The sequence below is a fragment of the Paenibacillus sp. Marseille-Q9583 genome (genome assembly GCF_976954365.1).
Map to the genome: position 1 here is coordinate 1 of NZ_CDRJTB010000010.1, position 21,870 is coordinate 21,870.

Consider the following 21,870-nt stretch of genomic DNA (forward strand, 5'->3'; position numbering starts at 1 on the left):
ATATCGTTTTGATTAGTAAATTTAATAAAAAAGTTTATCTAAATTAGTATTTCATATTCATCTATGATCGTACCAAGAGAAAGGGAGTCTACTGATGAAGAAAATGAAAGTATTGCAGAATGTGGCGTCCGTTGGGGTTGTAGCCGTTATTCGTGCTGATAGTGCTGAGGAAGCTTTTAAAATGTCCGTTGCTTGTATCGAAGGCGGTTTGAATAATATTGAGGTAACTTTTACTACTCCGGATGCGGATGTGGCGATTAAACGATTGGTAGCGGAGTACGGAGATCGCGCAGTGATTGGAGCAGGAACTGTACTTGATCCATTAACGGCGAGAATAGCCATTCTTGCAGGCTCGGAATTTGTGGTCAGTCCCTCTTTTGAAGCAGAGACAGCAAAGATGTGTAATCTTTATGGTATACCGTACATGCCTGGCTGCATGACATTAAATGAAATGAAGGAAGCATTGAAGTTTGGTGTGGATGTGCTTAAGTTGTTCCCTGGCAGTGCGTTTGGTCCGGATTATGTGAAAGCGGTTAAAGGCCCTATGCCGCATGTTAACATTATGCCAACAGGTGGCGTGGATCTGAATAATATGGAAAAATGGATTGCCAACGGTTGTATAGCAGTAGGAATCGGGGGTAATTTGACTGCACCTGCGAAGGATGGTCGATACGATCAAATTACCGATCTTGCGGCACAGTATGTGGCGAAATTTAAAGAGGTAAAAGGTATTTAATTCTGTATGTTTCATAATTTCGAATAGATAGATTTATTGAAGGTTGTATAGCTGACGCATGTCAGCCGTACAACCTTTTTTATATACATATTTTCCGACATTCAGATTTTCTTACATTATATGTATTCATAAAGTATAGAATGAGGACAAAGGCAATAAACTATAAAGTAGAAGAGTTATGATGTTTGTCTGACGTCTACGAATTGGAATGGTTTATTATCGGACCGGGAGTGAGTATATGCCTGCTTATCATGATAGAAAGCTGTATCTTGCAGCTGATGAAGAGGATGCGGAATACGTAGAAATTGCGTCTGCATTCCATGGTTGTAAGGTGACGGAAGGCCAGATCTATAGATTAGAGAGGAATTACAATAACCCTCATATTTTTGAGAATGGAGAGGCGTATGTTGTGGATGATGAAACTAGGGACAACTACGCAGTGTTCATGCTCTGCAAGATTGTGTTATATAAATAGAGTTATGTGCTCGATTCTAAGGTTATTTCTTGTTTACTGACGGCTTCTTTTCCGACAGGAGGATAAGCTGTTTCTTTTGGAAATGGGAGATATTTCTTACCTAAACGCTTGCCGGCCTTATTGGGATGCCGAAGGCGTTTATACTTGTGTCATTTTTGTTATAAAGTTATTCAAAAGAGTATTTGAATGATTGAAGTTTCCCCTGTATGCTTAGTAGGAATTATTGGCTGCGAAAAACTATGAAATGTGCGATAGGACTTTATAAAAGATGGCTTAACATGACGTTCTAAGAAAAGTTTGGTATTCTAAAAATATTAATTACAGGGTTGCAACAAATTCGCAGTCTTGCGCGTCAGTAAGATTGCATAGAGAGGGGGAACCTTCGTGGTGGAGCAGGGACTCATCAGAGCCGCTCAAGCGGGCGATCGCGACGCTCTAATCACCCTATTGCGAGAAATTGAAGGGCATGTATATAAAACCGCCTTCTACATTTTGCATAATGAACAAGATGCGCTGGATGCATCTCAGGAGGCCTTGATCCGGGTTTATACCAAAATCGGTTCATATGAGGAAAAGGCCCAGTTCAAAACGTGGGTTCAGCGAATCGTTACCAATATTTGCATTGATAAATTCAGAAGAACTAAACCTACAGTTTCTATTGATGAGCATGAAATGGTGTTTCAGGATAAACACAATGTGGAACGTGAGGTTCTATCCTCTTATTTAGCTGAGGATATACGTGAAGCGATTGATCAATTGCCCGAGCATCATCGGACAGTCATCGTCCTGCGCTATTTACAAGATTTTTCTTACAACGAGATTGCAGACTGCCTGGATTTGCCTTTGAATACAGTGAAATCATATCTGTTTAGGGCCAGACAGCAGCTGCAGAATAGACTTCAGGAGTACCAGAAAGGTGGTGTATCGGGATGAAATGCGCGGAGGTGATGGAATGGATGCACCGCTATATAGACCAAGACTTGAGCCAAGATGAGATTGTTGAGATGTTCCGTCATATCGATAATTGTCCTTCCTGCGCGGAAGTCTTTGAGCGGCTGACACTTCTCTCCAAAGAATTGGAGCAGTTGCCAGACGTGAAACCCCCGTTTAGTCTGGTTGACTCTATTTTACCTCAGCTTGCAGAATTGGATCGAAGCAGTCGTGAACAAAGCGCTGTGAGAACCGAGGAACCAGTTGTAGTTCCATTTTCACGAGAAAGCTCCCGCGGTAAACCTTCCAAGGGAACCTCTATAGCAGCACGGACAGGCATTGGAGCTATCGCAGCTGCCGTAATATTAGGGATCGCTATTTTTAATATGCCGGATAAAATGCCTGGGGCAGAGGTAGAACAAATGATGCAGGATAGTAGTAAAGCGACCAGCGATAGTGCTAATAATATGGCTATTGAATCGCAAACCTCTACTTCTGCTGAATCATATGAGGCTGCGCCTGCTAATAGCGGAACGGATTCGGGGGCTCTACCAGCTGCTCCTGATGTGAATGAAGATAACGCTGCATTAGATAGAGCGATGGGGCCGGTAGACCCTGCTTCGATGCCGACTTCTCCAACAGAAACTAATGCTGGATCTGGAGGACGGTCGATACCAGAACCAACAAATAATGTGAAGCCCAATCCTACGGAGAAGATTATGACGCCGAAGCCGGATACGGTAACGAAAGTTCAAACTCCGGATACTAGTGCTGGCGGCAATAATCAGTCCAAAGCTGATAAGAAGGATCAATCTGCTTCTATAGATAAAGGGATCGCAGCTGATTCAGCGCCATCTACGGAGGAATCATTAAAGACTTCTGATGACTTCGGAATGGGCGTTATGGGTTTTAACATTTCTAATGATTCTAAAGATTCTAATGTACAGACTTGGACTTCCCCTGATGGGCATTATGCCGTTGAGTTTGCTGGATTACAGCTTGTTATTTATAAGAATTCACCCGAAGGTTCAGTGGAAGATAGGATAGCAGTGACTTCTTATCCATTAGAAGGAAATTGGATTTCTGGAGAATGGTCGGCGGATAGCTCGCAGTTCACGTATGTGACGGAGAAGGATGGTGTGAATACCACTAAGGTGTACACTGTACAGGAAGCAGCAGCTTCTTCAACGCCGGTTACTTCACCTGGGGCGACACCATCGAAGACTCCATCTTCCACGTCAACAAATTAAATTGAGGCTGGAACATTTTTCGAAGTTTCAGAATATACTATAGCAACCGGACAGGAACTAGAAAGTATAGGATTTGAAGAACATCGGTATGACCGTCGGATGGGAAGTTTCTAGGGCTTCTCACTCCGGCGTTTATATAGATGCGCCGCTTAAACGGAGGGGCTTTGGCCATGGCTGCCAGAGTTTCTCCGTTTTTGCATGTGCATTTATGTCGTTTTTTTTGCTACAATAGGAATCTGGGCAAATTGGGCTAGATGAATGGAAAAGGAAGTGGCGGAATGGATGCCAAAACGGCGATAAAAGAAATCAAACAAGGGAAAATCTCACCGCTGTACCTTTTGTACGGCAGTGAAAAATTTCGAATGAATGAATTCGCGGCATTGCTGGAAGACCAGCTGATTGCCAAAGAGGATCGCGATTTTGCGGTTATTCCCTTTGATCTCTCTGAGACGCCGGTGCAGGCTGTGGTAGAAGAAGCTGAGACTGTACCTTTTATGGTAGAACGTAAATTATTGCTGGTGCGGGACGCATCGTTATTTACAGCGGGAAAAGAAAATGCCAAACTTGAGCATCGTATAGATATTTTAAGTGATTATTTGCAGCATCCTGTAGATTTCAGTGTGATCGTCTTTATGGTGAATAGTGACAAGCTGGACGAGCGTAAGAAAATTGTGAAGACTGTTAAAACGGCGGGTACAGTATTAGCTTTCAACCCGCTAGGGGCAGAAGAACTGCTGCGCTGGGTAGAGAAAGGGATTCGTGAGCGAGGGTGTACGATGGCACCTGGCACCGCAGAGATTCTTATCACTAATGCCGGGACAGGTTTGCAGGGCTTATCCGCGGAAATGGACAAGCTATGTTTGTTCGCTGGTAAGGGCGGAACCGTAGACGCAGAAGCAGTAGAAAGTCTGGTACATCGAGGAACGGAACAAAATGTGTTTACGCTTGTAGAGGACATCGCTAATCTTCGTCTAGATAAGGCGCTTGATACGCTGTATGAGCTGTTGAAGCAGCGGGAAGAACCCATTAAGATTGCTGCGCTGGTTGCGCGGCAGTTCCGAATTATTTTGCAGGTGAAGGATTTATCAGCACATAGTTATTCGCAAGGTCAGATTGCCTCTCAGATTGGACTTCATCCTTATGCAGTAAAGCTTGCAGGGGAGCAGGCCCACAAGTTCTCAAGTGAACGTCTGCGGCAAATTTTAAGTGCACTAGCTGATCTGGATTATAAGATGAAGACAGGAGCTATAGATAAAGTGCTTGGTCTGGAGTTGTTTATGTTGCGGCTAGGTACTTGAACTAAGCAGTGGAAAAAGTATATGGAGATGATCCATCTATGAAAAATACCTAATCGGAATGAAAGTAACTTATATAAAAGAGAAAAGTTGATCATTTAAGAAAACTACCTTTCTAAGGTGGTTTTTTTCATTCAACTAACGTCTAAAGGAAACTATTACTTATATTTTTAGTATAGTAGGCACAAAAAAACCCAACCGTATGAAACATAGCGGTCAGGTTCTTCAATTGCTCATTATGAATGTCGTCCTAGGCTTGAGCCTTAAGAGCGTTCAATTTCTTCGCCAAGCGGGATTTTTTGCGGGCAGCCGCATTTTTATGAACCAGACCTTTAGTTACGGCCTTGTCCAGCTTTTTGGAAGCAGCTTGGAAAGCAGCTTGAGCAGTTTCAACTTCCGTACCTGTCAGTGCTACATCAGCAGTTTTCACAGCTGTACGAAGCGCGGATTTTTGGGAAGCGTTCAGTGCACGGCGTTTTTCGTTCGTGTTTACGCGTTTAACCGCGGATTTAATATTTGGCATTGCATTCACCTCCTGTAAGACATTCGAAATCATTATCAAATGATTCACAACTTAAAATAGTTTAGCATGACCGGTAGTAAAAAGCAATACTTAAAGCTTTCAAATTAAACCATTTTAACCTGCATAAACAAGGGCTTTCTCTCGCACACTATCGACAAAAGAGCATAGGCAGAAGCTTGCAATTTGAGTTTTTGTTAGAAGTAACTCAAAGAAGTGTCTGCTCACAAAACTAAGTATCGCTTTCGAAGCAAGTTTTGCTCGAAGTAATTCAATGGAGCGATGCTCACAAAACTAAGTATCGCTTTCGATGTGAGTTTTGTCCGAAGTAACTCAAAGAAGTGTCTACTCACAAAACTTTTAGGAGGCTGGAACAATGGAACCGGATCTGCAGCTATATTCGGTACGCACGGACTTGGCGTTAGAGGCAAAGGAAATGGCTCAAGGGCCACAAAGGACGCCAATCCCTGGTGTAAACGAAGAAGTGGAAGAGTCTGATGGGATAAAAGTTACCCGGCTTGGTGTGGCTAACGCTGCAGGATCACAGGCGATAGGTCGCGCGATTGGGAATTATGTCACGCTTGAGGTACCAGCATTGCGCAATGGAGATACTGGCTTGCAGCAAAAAGTAGCTGAAGTCTTTGCTCGCGAATTCGAGGACTTCCTGACTAGGATTGGGATTGGTAAGGATGCATCTGTACTGATCGTTGGATTGGGAAACTGGAATGTGACTCCAGATTCATTGGGACCGCTAGTGGTGGAGAATGCGCTCATTACTCGGCAATTTTATGAGCTCGTGCCGGATCAGGTCTCTCCAGGCTACCGTAAGGTAAGTGCTATTGCTCCCGGGGTGTTAGGGTTGACGGGTATCGAGTCGAGTGAGGTTGTACAGGGGATCGTGGATCGTACAAAGCCGGATCTTATTATTGCCATTGATGCGCTGGCATCCCGTTCGCTGGAACGGATCAATACGACGATTCAAATTGCCGACATCGGTATCCACCCCGGTTCGGGAATTGGCAATAAACGGCGCGGATTGACGCAGGAAATTCTGGGTGTTCCTTGTATTGCTATCGGTGTTCCTACAGTTTGCTATGCTTCTACCATTGTAAATAATGTACTGGAGATGATGAAGAATCATTTCGGGCAAGGAGCTGGTCACACCAAGGAAATTATGGGGATGCTAGACGATATTTCTGAGCAGGAACGATTGTCACTAGTGAAGGAAGTGCTTGAGCCACTAGGACATGATTTGATCGTTACACCTAAGGAAATCGATGAATTTATTGAAGGCATCGCCAATATTGTAGCCAGTGGTCTGAACGCGGCCCTGCATGATGCGGTCGATCCTGAGAATGTCGGCGCTTATACCCACTAATTGAATCATAGCTAGCACAAGTCCGGCGGGATGCTGATATACAGTATCTCGCCGGACTCTATGTCTATTCTCTCATTTAGGGTTCTACTATTTCTCTTTCACTCATAGATTTGGAGTATAAGAGATTACAGAGGGCTGGAGGAGGACATAAATATAATGAATAAAAAATGGTTTCAGCTTTGGAACATCGGCCGTTTACGTGGAAGAGTGCTGGATGCTTTATCGCTGGGAAGAACGATGCTGCTGTTGGCCGGAGGTTCGCTAGTATTTTTTATGCTGCTTGGCGCTGGTGGATTGGCCGGACAGAAGTTGAACTCTTCACCCATTCCATCTATGAAGGGGCTTGCGGCCTCCCTATCGAGTGGATTTTTCATGGAGCTGTTAGGGATGGAGGTACCCCATTTACCGCAGGGTAAAGAGCCTTCTGCTTTTTCAGGTGAAAAAGTAACTTCCTTTGTATTTCAATTACTGACCAGTGTGAATCCAAGTGATCCGAAGAGTCTAGTTTCTCGTGAAGTGCCAGGCTTGGCAGCGGATGATCCATTTCTTTTGCGAAAAGGCTCGGGTGGCTCAACAGGAGCTCCTGTTGATTATCATCCGGGAACGGATGAACTGGCTGAGGGTGGAGGGGAAGAGGTTGATCCATCGGTTCCAGACGAAGTGGACAAGCCCGAAGATACTCCAGCACAGCAGCCTGAAGCGACGATAGCTCCGTCTCCTGAGCCATCAGGAGCTGCGGGAGGTACGGATAAGAGTGATCCGCAAAGCGAGACAGATAATACCGAGAACACCTCAGTTAAACGGATCCTTATCTATCATTCACATCCTCGGGAGGCCTATAACCCTCTACTAGGAGTAGCGAACGAAAATCCAAGCTCTGCAGTTTCATCTAAAAATGTAATGCTGGTAGGATCATATATTACGAAAAGATTGGAACAACGCGGGATTGGTACAGTTCATGCCAAAGAAGATTTTCTAACAAAAATTGCCGACTATAACTGGAATTTTTCCTATAAATACTCTCGAATGCTGATTAAATCTGCGATGAGCTCAAATCAAGAAATGAGTGAACTTATCGACATTCACCGCGACTCGCAGCGTCATGGCAAAACAACTGCAGTGATTGATGGGAAAAGTTACGCTCAGGTGTATTTTATTATTGGACATGCGAATAAAGATTGGAAGAAGAACGAAGAGTTTGCGAACAAGATTCATCAAACGATTGAAAAGAGTTACCCAGGAATATCTCGCGGAATATGGGGAAAAGCTGCGGGTAAAGGAAACAACGGGGAGTACAACCAAACCCTCTCACCTAATAGTGTCTTGATTGAAGTGGGCGGTATTGATAATACAGCAGAGGAATTAAAGCGTACGGCTGATATTTTGGCAGATGCTATTGCGGATGTGTATTGGAGCAGTCATGACTCGGAGAAGGTAAACGCAGCTGGCAAGGCGACGAATCCCACAACCCAAGAGAGCAAGGGACAAACCAATGCTACAGTACCTCAAAAGTCGAACGGAGCTTCTTAAGCTAAAGACATTTAATTAGAATAAACAGCCTTATTACCAAGTATTTAAAAAGGAGTGGCTTACATGTCTCGTTTCGGTAAAAAACTGGTTATGGTCGGTATTTGGGCAGGGGTCGGCATACTGTTAGGTATGCAGTTCAGTGGCAGCGGAGGGGCAACCGTCTCTAAGCTGCTACCAGGCTGGACCGACCTATCGACTACGCCAACCAGTCAAGTGACGGGCATGCAATCACAGCCGATTAAGAATGGGGTTACACAAGGTGGGCAGACTTATGTGTATGTTCCAATGGTGATCGACCCTATCACAGGTGCATATACGCCTGTATCTCCATTGCCTCAGAATAGCAATTCTGCGCCAACTACAGATCTTCCTCAGCAGGTGGTAGATGGGTACAATACGAAAACTCCGGAGCAGATTCTGATTCCTGAGGAACAAAAGCCGACAGTCGATGTGATAGCGGATAAAACGGCAGGCCTTCTGCAGCAGGCTTCTCAGAAGGGCATACGCTGGGTAGTTTCATTGTTCGATTCAGCGGAAGAATCACAATGATTTCAGGAGAAACAGTTATTTCACGGGTACGTGAATAGCTGTTTCTTCTGTTTTACGTAAGGGCGGGATTGATGGAGTAAGCTTGTACTGTTATAATAAGTGGATTAATATCAGGCTGTCTGTGGGGGTAAGGAATGACTGACGTTCAGAAAAGACAACAACAAATTCGCAATTTCTCGATTATTGCACATATAGACCATGGTAAATCGACACTAGCTGACCGCATTTTGGAATACACGGGGGCACTAACCACGCGTGAAATGCAGGAACAGGTACTCGATCAGATGGATCTGGAGCGCGAACGTGGTATCACAATAAAGCTGCAAGCCGTGCGTTTAACCTATCGTGCAGACGATGGTGTAGAGTATTATCTCAACTTGATTGATACACCGGGACACGTCGATTTCACCTATGAAGTTTCCCGCAGTCTTGCAGCATGTGAAGGCGCACTCTTGGTCGTGGATGCGGCTCAAGGAATTGAAGCGCAGACATTGGCCAATGTGTATTTAGCACTGGATAATAACCTGGAAATCCTACCTGTGCTCAACAAAATTGATTTGCCAAACGCTGACCCTGACCGGGTAAAGCAGGAGATTGAGGATGTTATCGGGCTGGATACCAGTGAAGCGGTTATGGCATCTGCCAAAGCCGGTATCGGGATCAAGGAAATTCTGGAGCAGGTGGTGAAGCAGGTTCCTGCGCCATCCGGTAATTCAGAAGAGCCGCTTAAAGCGTTGATCTTTGACTCACATTACGATCCATACAAAGGCGTTATCGTCTATGTACGCGTAATGGACGGGAAGATCCGTGCGGGATCGAAGATTAAGATGATGGCAACTGAGAAGACCTTCGAGGTTATTGAAGTTGGCGCATTTATGCCGCGTATGACCATTGTCGATGAATTGAACATCGGGGATGTTGGATTTATCGTTGCTGGGATCAAGCATGTTGGAGATACCCGTGTCGGTGATACTGTCACTGACGCAAAGAATCCTACTGCTGAGCCGCTTCCAGGTTACCGTAAGATCAACCCGATGGTATATTGCGGTTTGTATCCGATTGAGACCTCCGATTATAACGATCTTCGTGAGGCACTGGAGAAGCTCCAGCTTAATGATGCTTCGCTAAGCTTTGAGCCGGAAAGCTCGAGCGCGCTTGGATTTGGTTTCCGTTGCGGATTCCTTGGACTCTTGCATATGGAGATCATTCAAGAGCGGATTGAGCGGGAGTTCAATTTGCCGCTAATTACAACAGCACCGAGTGTTATTTATCGAATTATGCTGACCAATGGCGAAATGATTCAAATCGATAACCCGTCACATTATCCGGAAATCGGAACGATTGACTACATTGAAGAGCCATATGTTAAAGCAGCAATTATCGTGCCTAACGACTTTGTAGGTACCGTAATGGAGCTGTGCCAGAACAAACGTGGCGAGTTCGTAAATATGGAGTATCTTGATACTAATCGTGTAACGATTACCTACGAGATTCCACTGTCTGAAATCGTTTATGATTTCTTTGATCAGTTGAAATCAGGTACAAAAGGTTACGCATCCTACGACTATGAAATTTGCGGGTACCGTCGTTCGAATCTGGTCAAGATGGATATCTTGCTTAACAATGAGCAGGTTGATGCTTTGTCCTTTATCGTTCACCGTGACCGTGCATACAACCGCGGACGTATCATTTGTGAGAAACTACGTGGGATTATCCCTCGTCAAATGTTCGAAGTGCCGATTCAAGCCTCTGTGGGTACGAAGGTGGTTGCGCGTGAAACCGTTAAGGCGATGCGCAAAAACGTACTTGCAAAATGTTACGGCGGTGATATTTCGCGTAAGCGGAAGCTGCTAGAGAAACAAAAAGAAGGTAAGAAACGCATGAAGCAAGTAGGTAGCGTAGAGGTACCACAAGAAGCATTCATGGCAGTACTGAAGATCGACGAGTAGAAATTAGGTAGAGCCGGGAGAATATCCCGGCTCTATTTTTTTGAGCAGGAGAAGATTACAATAGGGTGGAAGGATTGTGAGCATATACAAAGTAAGGGGAGTCCTCGTTTGAAACGATTATATTTGAGACTTACACCTAGTACCTTTAAGAATCGGATTTTGCTAGCTTTTTTACTATTGGTATTAACACCCATTGCGGTACTCGTTCTGTATAACTTCAAAGAAACAGAACAAATGCTGCAGGATAACGCGGAAACGAAAAACATGGAGCAGTTGATTGGCATTAAGAATGGTTTTGTCGATCTCATGAGTCTCGTTATGAAAACAGGGTTATTACTCGAACAAGATACGACGATCTTATCGATAATGAAGAATCCTGAGCAATCTGACGAAATCACGAGAAAAAAGCTCGTTGAAAGCAAGTTTGGAGCGATTGAAAATACATTCTTCATGAGTGGAGCGACGGTTTATTATACTTTAATCGACCTTCATGGAAACGCATACACTTCTTTTATGCCGAAGGACACCTTGAGCTATGACGAAATTCAATCAGAGGATTGGGTTCAAGCGTTGAAGCAAGAAGGGTCAAATCGATATATATGGAATCCGAATGACAGGAATAATGTTGTTCGGGAAAGTACAACAAGTAATAAAATGCTTAGTCTTTATGAGGTTATGCGTGACAATGCCTTGAATATTTATGCCTATGCAAGACTGAGTATCGATTATGAGGAGTGGTTCACTAAATCGGCCTTAGGGAGTAGACAGGAAGGGTCCTTTTTTCTGCTCGATGCCTTAGGGAGAGTGATGCTTAATCCGAATAGGGACGAGACCTTTTCTCCTGATACTGCGCAGAGTATTGTGAAGAGTACCAGCCAACAGCAGACAGCGCGTGCTGCATCGATCATCGACCCGAAGGAGAAAAGCTTATACACGTACAGCTACATCGAAGAGTTGAATGGTTATGTCGTTAAAAAGGTACAGCTAGCACAGCTATTTCTTGAGGTGTATAAGCAGAAGCAACGATTTTTTGCTGTATTCGGAGTCATACTACTGCTATTCGTTCTGCTAACTTATTTCATATCATCAACGATTACAGTACCGCTTAAGAAGCTGCAGAAGAAGATGGAAATGACCGCTAAAACGAATCTTAAAATGAAATTACCCGAGCAAGGGCGGGGAGAAATTCTTGCGCTGACCCAGAGCTTCAATATAATGATTAATGATTTAAATGAGCTATTACAGCGTCTTCAGCTTGAAGAAAAACAGAAGCAATTCGTTCGATTTCAGGTGTTGCTCTCGCAGATGAATCCGCATTTTCTCCTTAATACATTGAATACGATAAAGAGCATCGCTTTGGATAAAGATGATGATGAAATTTATGAAATTTGTGTTGCACTAGGCAAAATATTGGAAACGACATTAAATACTGAAGTGGATTTAATCCTGTTAAAGGATGAGATCGTACTGATTGAATCGTACATGGAGATTCAGCGGCAACGCTTCGGACATGGGATTGAAATTCAATATGATATCAACGAGGAGCTACAATACGCATTAATCCCTAAATTCTGTCTTCAGCCCTTAATTGAAAATAGCTTGATTCACGGCTTCGGTCAGTCTGTGAAACAAGGGAGAATTGATATTTCCGCTAAGGTGACTGGACAACAGCTGTATCTGCAGGTTAAAGATAACGGCATGGGGATAGAAAGAGCACAGCTGAATAAGGCTACGCGGAAACGTAAAGGAATCGGTGTTCAGAATATTAGGGAGAGCTTAGAGCTGTTGTTCAAGAATCAACGGACAGGTATGGACATTATGTCATCAGACACAGGAACTGAAGTGACTATCCATTTTCCACTTCTTATTTCAAAACCTTACGATGGAGGTAAGCTCATATGTGGAGAACGTTAATTGTGGATGATGAACAACCTGCGGTTAAAAGTATACGGAAGTTATTCTTAAAGGCTGGAATCCCTTTTGAAATTATAGGTGAGGCGGAGAATGGTGAAGTAGGCTTGCAGATGATTCGTGAGCTTCGACCTGATGTGGTAGTGACGGATATCAATATGCCAGTGATGGATGGGGTGAAACTCCTTCAAGTTGCGCGAGAGGAAGGCTTCGACTGCCGATTTGTCATGTTGACCGCATTGAGTGAATTTGAATACGCCCGGCAAGCGCTCGTATTTGGAGCTTCGGACTACATTCTTAAGCTATCTTTAGATCTCCAAGGTTTGAAGCAGACCATGGGTAAGGTTCATGCCGAGCTGGAGCGAATGGTGAAGATGAAGAAGGCCGATAAATGGTTTCCTGAGAAGCAGCAAACGGGACCGACAGACCATGTGGAGATGAACAAAATTATAGCTTATATTGAAGAGCATTATTCTGAGGACATCTCGCTCAAATCCATGTCAGAGCTGATACGAATGGATGCCAGCTATATAAGTGACTTATTCAAGAAAAAGACAGGGAAAACGTTGACGAATTATATTCAAGAGCGGCGTATTCAGGCTGGGAAAATGCTGCTTGCAGAGACGAAGCTAACGATTAGTGAGATTGGGCAGCAGGTGGGCTTTGAGAATGATAACTATTTTATTAAAATTTTCAAAAAGTGGTCTGGCGTCACACCAAATGAATTCCGCAAAGAACCAAAAAACGTTCTATAGTTTCCCAAATGTAGTTCATCCCCCAGAATCCGCTCTGATGATAAAGTTATAGACGTAGAGCACAACACATAATCCTTCCAAGGGGGAAGATAGCGATGAAGAAAAAATGGTATCCTGTAGTGCTTTCTGTCTTATTAGCAGGTACGATGCTGGCTGGTTGTGGTAGTAGCGGAAGTAATGATGTACAGGGCAGTACGAACGGTCATTCCACAAAGGAGAAAATAAAGCTTACCCTGTGGGGAGCAGTTCCAGCAGAAGCCGGACCTCAAACTGTAATTGATAACTGGAATAAAGAAAATCCAGATATTCAGGTCGAGTATATACGTTATGTAAATGATGATGCTGGAAACTTAAAGCTGGACACAGCGTTGATGACCAATCAAAACGCAGATCTCTATATGAACTACGATCTTCCCCATTTACAGAAGCGTGTAGATGCAGGCGTTGCTTTAGAACTAAGTGCAAAGACAGATTATGATATCGATAGCCAAATAGGTCAGGATGCGGCGTTGTGGAAAATCAATGATAAATACTATGGCATGCCAACGAAGAAGAATATGTCGTTCGTGTGGTTAAACAAAGACATGCTGGATGCAGCAGGCTTACCGATACCTGCAGTGGACTGGACTTGGTCGGATCTTGAGGAGTATGCGAAGAAGTTAACGAAGCCTGATGTGTACGGACTATTGCAGGCAGAATCCTCCTTCACAGCAACGATGGACGGTACGCTTGCTGGAATGGGTGTAAAACAGACGGATGGTACCTCGAATTTTGGTAATGATCTCTGGAAACAGCAATTGGAAATATTGCATAACATGATGTTCGTGGATAAATCTACACCTGAATATGGAGAGCAATTAACGAGTAAAATGCCAGTTGACACAATGTTCCTGCAAGGACAAACTGCAATGCTATCAGCGGGTGAGTTTATTTTCCGAAATGCGAACAATCTGAAGGATTATCCTCATGACTTCAAAACCGCGTTCGCTGCTATTCCAAGAGTGAATAAAGATCAAACCGACTATAAATACCCGGGCGGTGTGGGTGACGTTCTTTCTGTAAGCGCTAAGTCGATAAATCAAGACGCAGCTTGGGAGTTCGCAAAATGGTATGCGGATGGCGGTATGCTGCCAATGGCAAGCGGTGGTCGTATTCCAGCCTCTAAGAGTGTAGACAGTAAGGAAGCGATGAGCCTTCTCTTGAAAGGTGTAGAGGGCAAATATGATACAGATTCAATGAATAATATTGTATTCGGCAAATTCCCATCCTTCCAGCTAAATGTACCCCAGCAAGCTGTTGATGCACGTAAAGAAGAGTATGAAAAATACTTCTTAAATAAGCAAGATATTGATACCACAATGAAAAATATGCAAACCCGTTCGCAACAGTTATTGAAATAAGAAAATATTAGCACACAAAAGAGAAGAAGGAAGATTTCTTCGTTCTTCTCTTTCGTGTACCCATTTTTCAGCATACGAAAGGCGGCGATACCGTGAAGCGGAGAAGCTGGATGGACAGACAAGGCTGGATCGGCATGACCTTTATTCTTCCGAATATGATTGGTATTCTCTTATTCTTTATTATCCCTGCAATCTATTCCTTTGTTCTCATGTTTACGAATTATCAATTTTCAAATCCGAACTGGCAATTTACTGGGCTGGATAATCTCAAACGGTTGTTCCATGACGATAATTTCTATGCCTCGATCAAATATACGGTGATATTCCTGATATCGGTTCCAGTATCGATGGTGCTCGCTTTTATTGTAGCGCTATTTCTAAACCGCAGTGTGTATCTTAAAGGCGTATTACGTGGAATGTTCTTCCTACCGTATATCTCCAGTGGAGTAGCCGTTGCATTTGTCTGGATGCTGCTATTTCAGCCCTCACAGGGACCCATCAATGAAATGCTTCGCTGGATTGGCATAACATCGCCGCCAGGATGGTTTGCGGATACGGAAACCGCAATGTATGCCATTGATATCGTACAAATCTGGCTGATGCTTGGCTACAATATGATCATATATTTAGCTGCATTACAGGAAATTTCGACAGAACAGCTGGAAGCTGCCCGGATCGATGGTGCAAGCACATTCAAAACAACATGGAAAATTGTATGGCCTCTTGTTAGTCCCACAACTTTCTTATTAATGATTACCGGATTAATTATGACGATGAAATCGTTCTCGATTATTCAAGCCATTACGGCTGGAGGTCCTAGCGGAAGTACGACGGTCTTATCACTATTCGTTTATAAAACAGCATTCAGTTATTACGATATGGGATACGCTTCAGCCATTTCATGGTTCTTGTTCGCCGTCATTCTCGTCATTACAGTCATTCAGTGGATCGGCCAAAAGCGCTGGGTTCATTACTAAATGATCCCACAAAGTGAAGCTTTGCGGGGGGCCCCGAAACCATAATTTAAAGGAGCAGGCGGTATGAATGAAAAAGCAGGAAACATGAAGGTGAAACTGCCAGTAACGATCATCATGTTTGTTCTAGGACTATTTATGATTGTGCCTTTCCTATGGATGCTCAGCACATCCTTTCAGACACCTGCCGAGGTGTTTAACAAATGGCTGCCTTCATCTCTCAACTGGAGCAATCATATTCGGGTGTGGACAGGAAGTCATGATTTTGTTCCGTATTATTTAAATTCACTTAAGATTTCAATTATTGGAACTGTGGGGGCTGTGTTTCTATCTGCCCTTGCCGCTTACGGATTTTCACGTACTTCGTTCAAAGGTCGAGATGGACTATTTGTCATATATTTATCCATGATGATGGTTCCACCTCAGGTGCTTTTTGTTCCAAAGTTTATCATGTTTAACTGGGTTGGGATTTACAATACGCATTGGGCGCTGATCTTACCCGCCATGTTCTCGATCTTCGGTGTATTTATGCTTCGGCAGTTCTTTATGAGCATTCCTAAGGAAATTACGGAATCTGCTTTTTTGGATGGGGCGGGGCATTATAAGATATTTTTCCGCTTAATTCTGCCATTAGCGAAGCCAGCAATAGCAACGTTTGCTATTCTCGATTTCTCCTGGCAATGGAATGATTATGAGAATGCGCTTGTATTCTTGCAAAGCCCTAAACTATATACCATTCCGCTTGGATTGCAGAATTTTATTCTTGAGAACAATGTGGACTACAACGGGATGATGGCTGCTTCATCGGCTGCGATTATTCCAATGATTATTATCTTCTTTGTGGGTCAGAAATACATTATTCAAGGGATTTCAAGTTCGGCTGTGAAAGGCTAACTATAGGAGGGATACTGACATGAGAACAGAAACGGTTAAATCCGATGTAACAGTGATCGGGGGTGGACTTGCAGGAATGAACGCGGCGATCGCTGCAGCGCGCCTAGGGTTAAAGGTAGCACTAGTGCAGAATCGTCCTGTACTTGGTGGTAACTCGAGTTCAGAGGTTCGGGTATGGGTATGTGGTGCAACAGGACATGGTGTAAATCGATATGCACGTGAGACAGGCATTATGGGTGAGTTATTCATCGAGAATCAATACCGGAACCCGGAGGGAAATCCATACTTATGGGATCTAACCTTACTCGAAGCCGTGAAGGCAGAGTCGAATATAAGCCTGTTCCTAAATACCGATGTACGCGAAGTGGAAGCGGAAGGTGAGGCAGAGGATCGGACGATTCGCAGTGTGATTGGTTGGATGATGGGATCTGAGCGGTTGATTACGTTCAAGAGTGAGGCGTTCATCGATTGCACGGGCGATGGTTTGGTTGGCTTCCTAGCAGGAGCTGATTTCCGATTAGGACGTGAAGCCTGGCATGAATTTAATGAGGAATGGGCACCTGAAGTGCCTGATAATATTACATTAGGCAGTACATTATTGTTTTATACACAGGATACAGGAAAACCGGTACGTTATGTTGCTCCATCGTTCGCGAAGGATATTACAACAACGTCGATTCCGATCCGTCGGGTCATTCGGAGTGGAGATTCAGGCTGTCACTACTGGTGGATTGAGTGGGGCGGTGAGCTTGATACAGTGGATGAGAATGAACGTATACGTGATGAGCTATCCTCTGTTATTTATGGGATTTGGGATTACATTAAAAACTCAGGTCATTTTGATGCCGAAACTATGACGCTGGAGTGGGTTGGCTCAATTCCGGGTAAACGTGAATACAGACGGTTTGTTGGCGATACGATCTTAACGCAAAATGATATTCTTGCGCAGCGTGAATTTGAAGACCGGATTGGATTCGGAGGATGGTCGATTGATCTGCATCCACCGCAAGGGATGTACGCAGAAGAGAGCGGCTCGAAACATCTGCATGCGGATGGGATTTATCATATTCCATTTAGTTCGCTCTATTCGAAAAATGTGCGAAATCTACTCTTCGCGGGTCGGAATATCAGCGCATCTCATGTGGCTTTTGGAACAACACGCGTCATGGCAACCTGTGCGATCATGGGTGAAGCGGCTGGAACAGGTGCAGCATTATCCGTCATCAAAGGTGTAACCCCTCGTGAAATTCGCAAGCAGCATATGTATGAATTGCAACAGGTGATGTTAAAGCAAGATGCTTCGATTATTGGATTGCGTAACGAAGATCCGCTAGACCTCGCAAGAAATAGTGAGATTCATGCGTCCAGTACGATGAAAGGCATATTACTGGATCGTCCAGCTGAAGCTTATGAGCTTTCTCATGACGTAGGAATTTTGTTTCCGGTTGAAGGAAATATCCTTGGGTTGAAGCTGCTTGTGTCAGCAAGTATTCAGTCAGAGTTGACCGTTGAGCTATGGACGACTGGGCGTGCGGAAAATTACGTTCCAGCAGAGTCTAGACAGGTTGATGTTGTATTAGTACAAGCTGGAGAGCAGCAATGGATTGATGTTCCGGTACAAGAGGAGCAGTGGAGTTCAATCGGCGCATGTAATATCTTCGCTATTATTCGAGCTAATGAGCATATTCAATTGCATATTTCAGAAACTCCAATCACAGGTGTTATTACATTTGAGCGAGGCGTTAAACCTGTAGTTGATTCAGCGCTGGAGGATCATCAGCCAGATCAGCCGGTGATGGAGTGGAGCATGAAACAGCTAGTACGCAGGCATTTCTGTTTTGCGGTAGAAACATCCGCATATGCTGCATCCAAAGTCACTGACGGGTATGTTCGACCTTTTGCTGGGCCACATAGCTGGGTTTCTGAGCCGATGACTGCTGGTAGAACGGAGTGGGTAGAGGCGCGTCTCCCGGATGCTGCTTCAGTCTCTGAAATTCATTTTACCTTTAACGATGATGTTAATGAGGATCTTATCAACTTACATCACCATGAAACGCCATTTCTAGTGATTCCTGAACTAGTAAAGGCTTACGATGTAGAGTTGCTCATTGATGGCGTGTGGCAAGTCATGTTCCGCGTCAAAGACAATCATCGCCGGAAGAACGTACATCGTTTAGAGAAGCCTGTCCTTACGGACGCTGTTCGGATCGTTGTTCATGAAACTAACGGAGGAGAACGTGCAGAACTCGTGGAAATGCGGATATACTAATTCTAAATGATCGCCCTTGGAGGGAAGCCGTCAGGCTTCCCTTTTCTTGTTTTTTAGATTACACTAGTCAAACGATATTTTTATATAAAGGAGACAGCTAATGACCACGAATACTAATGGCCGTCCCCCTGAGGCCGTATACATTCATATTCCTTTTTGTACCAATAAGTGCTTTTATTGTGATTTTAATTCCTACGTTCTCAAGGATCAGCCGGTTATGGATTATCTGGAGGCTTTGGATCGAGAAATGGAGCTGACCGTCAAGAACACTCCTCCGGGTGTTATCAAAACGATCTTTGTTGGCGGTGGTACCCCAACAGTACTGAAGCCGGATGAGATGGCTTATTTTCTAAAATCAGTTCGGACACATTTCCCAAATTGGGATAAAGATATCGAGTTCTCTATGGAAGCAAATCCGGGAACTACGGATATAGATAAGTTGACGGTTATGAAAGAAGGCGGCGTGAATCGGGTGAGCTTTGGTGTTCAGGCGTTTCAGAACGAACTCCTTACGGGCATTGGCCGGATTCATAATGTTGACGATGTATACCGCAGCTTGGAGAATGCTCGTGCAGTTGGTCTTAACAACCTGTCGGTTGACCTTATGTTTGGTTTGCCGAACCAAACTGTAGAGATGCTGGGCGAAAGTATTCGTAAGGCCTTGGAGCTTGATTTACCCCACTATTCTATTTACAGCTTGAAGGTGGAGGAGAACACTCTTTTTCACACCCTATTTAATAAGAACAAACTTCCTCTTCCTAATGAAGAAGATGAGCTGCAAATGTACCTCTTGTTGATGTCATCTATGAAGGAAGCGGGCTATAACCAATACGAAATCAGTAACTTCGCAAAACCAGGTATGGAGAGTCGTCACAATATCACTTACTGGCGTAATGAAGATTATTATGGTCTTGGAGCAGGTGCACATGGATATGTGGGTCGCCAGCGTCATATTAATGTTAAGGGTGTAAATCCTTATGTTGAAGCAACACGTAAAGGCCTGCCTCGATTAGACGCATACCCAATCACTGAAGCAGAAGCGATGGAGGACTTTATGATGGTTGGCTTACGTATGCATGAAGGCGTCTCTAATGAGGCTTTTCAAGCGCAATTTGGGCGTTCGATAGAGGATGTATTTGCGAAATCCTTGCATAAGATGCTGCATGCAGGTCTACTTGAGCACGAAGAGGGGACTTACCGACTCAGCAAGCAAGGGATCCTTTTCGGGAACGATGTTTTCGCAGAATTTGTAGGCGCACTGACAGAAGTTTAATTTTAAAATACCCCTTGAATTGTAATTCACTCTGTTGTATATTTATTCATATTATCAACAGAGGGGTGAATTAAAGTGCTTGCCAAGACGGAAATGATCCGCCATTCGTCTCCAGCAGGAGACGCACAGGTGATTTGCAGAAATGCTGTGATAGAAGATGTTGAACCGTTGTATCTGATGATAGAAGAATACGCACAGCGCGGGATCATGTTGCCCCGTTCCAGGCAGGCGCTGACACGCCAGATCGATCAATTCGTTGTTGCAGAAATTGGAGGCAGATTCGTTGGCTGTGGGTCACTCTTCAGACTCGGGAATGATCTTGTAGAGATTCGCTCGATCGGTCTGAATGACGAAGGTAGGGGCAAAGGTGTAGGCTCAATGATTTTAGAGAAGTTGGTTGAGGAAGCCAGAAACCAGAAAATTCCTAAGGTCATGGCACTAACCTACGCCGTAGATTTCTTTCTTAGAAACGGATTCGAAGTTGTTGAGAAAGAGATTTTTCCCGAAAAGGTATGGACAGATTGCGTGAATTGTAAAAAGCAGCATGCCTGCGATGAAATAGCAGTACTTAAGATGCTGAACTGACTTGACAATGTCAATGTCAGTTTGGTATTTTTGTATTAGTGGTTAGCACTCATCTGAGTCGAGTGCTAACGAATCGGAGCCAATAGCCGGGTAGGAGGGGATAACATGTTAACTGATCGCCAGAGAATGATACTAAATGCAATTGTAGATGATTATATTTCATCGGCAGAACCAGTAGGATCTCGCAGCATTTCTAAACGGGGTGATGTAGGGTACAGCCCTGCAACTATTCGAAATGAAATGGCTGACCTAGAGGATTTAGGTTATCTCGAGCAGCCTCATACATCGGCGGGGAGAATACCTTCCCATAAAGGATACCGATATTATGTGGATCATTTGGTACCGTGGAATTCCGCCGAAACGGCAGAGATGGGCACGATCCGCGCTTTTTTTGCCGAGAAGCTGAATGCGATGGAGCAGGTAATCCAACATGCGGCGATGATTCTTTCCAATATGACGAATTACACTTCCATCCTTCTGGGACCGGAGGTTTTTCATACATCATTGCGTCATTTTCAGTTGTTACCACTAGATGATAAAACCGCTGTAGCGATTATTGTTACAAGTACGGGTCAAGTTGAGAACCGTACGGTGAACATTCCGCCGGAGATATCCGTTTCCGAGATGGAGAAAGTGGTTAACCTACTGAATAGTAAGCTGGTCAATGTACCACTCTATAAGCTGAAGACTCGGCTGTATTCCGAGCTTGGCGAGGAAATGCAGCGTCACATCTCACATTATGAAGAATTAATGCAAGTGCTAGACATTGCGCTGGAAAGTGATCAAGAGCAGCGTATCTATCTTAGTGGAGCGACGAATATGCTTACACAGCCTGAGTTCAAGGATGTTGACAAGGTGAAAAGCATTCTTGATCTGCTGGAAGAGACGCCTACATTGCTCAAAATGCTGGCCCCTACAACTGGCGGCACAGGTATCCAGGTCCGAATAGGGACGGAGAACAATCATGAAGCGTTCGCTAACTGCAGTCTGATCACCGCCACTTATTCTCTTGATGGGCAGGCACTGGGGAGCATTGGTATCCTTGGTCCGACACGAATGGAATATGCAAGAGTGATGGGGATCTTGGGCATTTTATCCCGAGATTTGACAGCGATGCTGGCACACTGGTATAAGTGAACAGAGTCAACATTGATTACGTGAATGATTTTAATGAATGATTTTAAGGAGGTGAAGACA

19 protein-coding genes are annotated in these 21,870 nt (G+C 44.1%); 18 read left to right on the forward strand and 1 reads right to left on the reverse strand.

Features of this window, described 5'->3' with window-relative positions; genetic code table 11:
* Window positions 1-94: 94 nt before the first annotated feature.
* From ACWNM1_RS07005 to holA, 5 genes are all read left to right on the forward strand, one after another.
* On the forward strand, window positions 95-736 hold the full coding sequence (locus tag ACWNM1_RS07005; protein WP_042130419.1) for a bifunctional 2-keto-4-hydroxyglutarate aldolase/2-keto-3-deoxy-6-phosphogluconate aldolase: 642 nt from the start codon (window positions 95-97) through the stop codon (window positions 734-736).
* A 238-nt stretch (window positions 737-974) separates the two neighbouring features.
* Window positions 975-1,211, forward strand: coding sequence for a hypothetical protein (locus ACWNM1_RS07010; RefSeq protein ID WP_449600459.1), 237 nt, complete (start codon window positions 975-977; stop codon window positions 1,209-1,211).
* Between the two features lie 384 nt (window positions 1,212-1,595).
* Complete coding sequence (locus ACWNM1_RS07015) at window positions 1,596-2,144, forward strand: RNA polymerase sigma factor (RefSeq protein ID WP_036677530.1); 549 nt, start codon at window positions 1,596-1,598, stop codon at window positions 2,142-2,144.
* Window positions 2,141-3,391 carry a zf-HC2 domain-containing protein gene (locus tag ACWNM1_RS07020; RefSeq protein WP_449600460.1) on the forward strand — a complete coding sequence of 417 codons (1,251 nt, stop codon included), beginning with the start codon at window positions 2,141-2,143 and terminating at the stop codon, window positions 3,389-3,391. Before ACWNM1_RS07015 ends, ACWNM1_RS07020 begins: the two co-directional genes overlap by 4 nt.
* Window positions 3,392-3,669: 278 nt before the next feature.
* Window positions 3,670-4,689: a DNA polymerase III subunit delta gene (gene holA / locus ACWNM1_RS07025; protein ID WP_042191027.1), complete on the forward strand. Its 1,020-nt coding sequence runs from the start codon at window positions 3,670-3,672 to the stop codon at window positions 4,687-4,689.
* 247 nt (window positions 4,690-4,936) lie between these two features.
* Here holA and rpsT read toward each other — a convergent pair whose 3' ends face one another.
* Window positions 4,937-5,209, reverse strand: coding sequence for a 30S ribosomal protein S20 (rpsT, locus tag ACWNM1_RS07030; protein WP_042130412.1), 273 nt, complete (start codon window positions 5,207-5,209; stop codon window positions 4,937-4,939).
* 373 nt (window positions 5,210-5,582) lie between these two features.
* Here rpsT and gpr point away from each other — a divergent pair, with 373 nt between their 5' ends.
* The 13 genes from gpr to hrcA all read left to right on the forward strand — a co-directional run bounded on the left by gpr (window position 5,583) and on the right by hrcA (window position 21,810).
* A complete protein-coding gene (gpr, locus tag ACWNM1_RS07035) occupies window positions 5,583-6,584 on the forward strand; it encodes a GPR endopeptidase (RefSeq protein WP_042191024.1) in 1,002 nt (333 codons plus the stop codon).
* Between the two features lie 156 nt (window positions 6,585-6,740).
* A complete protein-coding gene (locus ACWNM1_RS07040; protein WP_449600461.1) occupies window positions 6,741-8,114 on the forward strand; it encodes a stage II sporulation protein P in 1,374 nt (457 codons plus the stop codon).
* A gap of 63 nt (window positions 8,115-8,177) precedes the next feature.
* Entirely contained in the window at window positions 8,178-8,663 is a 486-nt protein-coding gene (locus tag ACWNM1_RS07045; protein WP_449600462.1) for a hypothetical protein, read from the forward strand.
* A gap of 134 nt (window positions 8,664-8,797) precedes the next feature.
* Window positions 8,798-10,612 carry a translation elongation factor 4 gene (gene lepA, locus ACWNM1_RS07050; protein WP_036677511.1) on the forward strand — a complete coding sequence of 605 codons (1,815 nt, stop codon included), beginning with the start codon at window positions 8,798-8,800 and terminating at the stop codon, window positions 10,610-10,612.
* A 108-nt stretch (window positions 10,613-10,720) separates the two neighbouring features.
* Window positions 10,721-12,526: a cache domain-containing sensor histidine kinase gene (locus ACWNM1_RS07055; protein WP_449600463.1), complete on the forward strand. Its 1,806-nt coding sequence runs from the start codon at window positions 10,721-10,723 to the stop codon at window positions 12,524-12,526.
* A complete protein-coding gene (locus ACWNM1_RS07060; RefSeq protein WP_449600464.1) occupies window positions 12,511-13,278 on the forward strand; it encodes a response regulator transcription factor in 768 nt (255 codons plus the stop codon). The genes ACWNM1_RS07055 and ACWNM1_RS07060 overlap by 16 nt, the downstream gene beginning before the upstream one ends.
* A gap of 95 nt (window positions 13,279-13,373) precedes the next feature.
* Window positions 13,374-14,678, forward strand: coding sequence for an ABC transporter substrate-binding protein (locus ACWNM1_RS07065; RefSeq protein WP_449600465.1), 1,305 nt, complete (start codon window positions 13,374-13,376; stop codon window positions 14,676-14,678).
* 92 nt (window positions 14,679-14,770) lie between these two features.
* The gene (locus tag ACWNM1_RS07070; RefSeq protein ID WP_231573337.1) at window positions 14,771-15,655 is read left to right on the forward strand and encodes a carbohydrate ABC transporter permease; all 885 of its coding nucleotides are present in this window, start codon (window positions 14,771-14,773) and stop codon (window positions 15,653-15,655) included.
* 63 nt (window positions 15,656-15,718) lie between these two features.
* Entirely contained in the window at window positions 15,719-16,546 is an 828-nt protein-coding gene (locus ACWNM1_RS07075; protein WP_076284811.1) for a carbohydrate ABC transporter permease, read from the forward strand.
* A 19-nt stretch (window positions 16,547-16,565) separates the two neighbouring features.
* Window positions 16,566-18,815: an FAD-dependent oxidoreductase gene (locus ACWNM1_RS07080; protein WP_449600466.1), complete on the forward strand. Its 2,250-nt coding sequence runs from the start codon at window positions 16,566-16,568 to the stop codon at window positions 18,813-18,815.
* 100 nt (window positions 18,816-18,915) lie between these two features.
* On the forward strand, window positions 18,916-20,088 hold the full coding sequence (gene hemW / locus ACWNM1_RS07085) for a radical SAM family heme chaperone HemW (RefSeq protein WP_449600467.1): 1,173 nt from the start codon (window positions 18,916-18,918) through the stop codon (window positions 20,086-20,088).
* 93 nt (window positions 20,089-20,181) lie between these two features.
* Entirely contained in the window at window positions 20,182-20,673 is a 492-nt protein-coding gene (locus ACWNM1_RS07090) for an N-acetyltransferase (protein ID WP_449600513.1), read from the forward strand.
* A 105-nt stretch (window positions 20,674-20,778) separates the two neighbouring features.
* Window positions 20,779-21,810: a heat-inducible transcriptional repressor HrcA gene (gene hrcA, locus ACWNM1_RS07095; RefSeq protein ID WP_042191003.1), complete on the forward strand. Its 1,032-nt coding sequence runs from the start codon at window positions 20,779-20,781 to the stop codon at window positions 21,808-21,810.
* Window positions 21,811-21,870 lie beyond the last annotated feature (60 nt).

Coding starts and splice junctions, on each gene's coding strand:
- lepA (WP_036677511.1), top strand. CDS start 8,798: ATGACTGACGTTCAGAAAAGACAACAACAAATTCGCAATTTCTCGATT.
- ACWNM1_RS07045 (WP_449600462.1), top strand. CDS start 8,178: ATGTCTCGTTTCGGTAAAAAACTGGTTATGGTCGGTATTTGGGCAGGG.
- ACWNM1_RS07080 (WP_449600466.1), top strand. CDS start 16,566: ATGAGAACAGAAACGGTTAAATCCGATGTAACAGTGATCGGGGGTGGA.
- ACWNM1_RS07010 (WP_449600459.1), top strand. CDS start 975: ATGCCTGCTTATCATGATAGAAAGCTGTATCTTGCAGCTGATGAAGAG.
- ACWNM1_RS07060 (WP_449600464.1), top strand. CDS start 12,511: ATGTGGAGAACGTTAATTGTGGATGATGAACAACCTGCGGTTAAAAGT.
- hemW (WP_449600467.1), top strand. CDS start 18,916: ATGACCACGAATACTAATGGCCGTCCCCCTGAGGCCGTATACATTCAT.
- ACWNM1_RS07020 (WP_449600460.1), top strand. CDS start 2,141: ATGAAATGCGCGGAGGTGATGGAATGGATGCACCGCTATATAGACCAA.
- hrcA (WP_042191003.1), top strand. CDS start 20,779: ATGTTAACTGATCGCCAGAGAATGATACTAAATGCAATTGTAGATGAT.
- ACWNM1_RS07065 (WP_449600465.1), top strand. CDS start 13,374: ATGAAGAAAAAATGGTATCCTGTAGTGCTTTCTGTCTTATTAGCAGGT.
- gpr (WP_042191024.1), top strand. CDS start 5,583: ATGGAACCGGATCTGCAGCTATATTCGGTACGCACGGACTTGGCGTTA.
- holA (WP_042191027.1), top strand. CDS start 3,670: ATGGATGCCAAAACGGCGATAAAAGAAATCAAACAAGGGAAAATCTCA.
- ACWNM1_RS07090 (WP_449600513.1), top strand. CDS start 20,182: ATGATCCGCCATTCGTCTCCAGCAGGAGACGCACAGGTGATTTGCAGA.
- ACWNM1_RS07040 (WP_449600461.1), top strand. CDS start 6,741: ATGAATAAAAAATGGTTTCAGCTTTGGAACATCGGCCGTTTACGTGGA.
- ACWNM1_RS07075 (WP_076284811.1), top strand. CDS start 15,719: ATGAATGAAAAAGCAGGAAACATGAAGGTGAAACTGCCAGTAACGATC.
- ACWNM1_RS07005 (WP_042130419.1), top strand. CDS start 95: ATGAAGAAAATGAAAGTATTGCAGAATGTGGCGTCCGTTGGGGTTGTA.
- rpsT (WP_042130412.1), bottom strand. CDS start 5,209: ATGCCAAATATTAAATCCGCGGTTAAACGCGTAAACACGAACGAAAAA.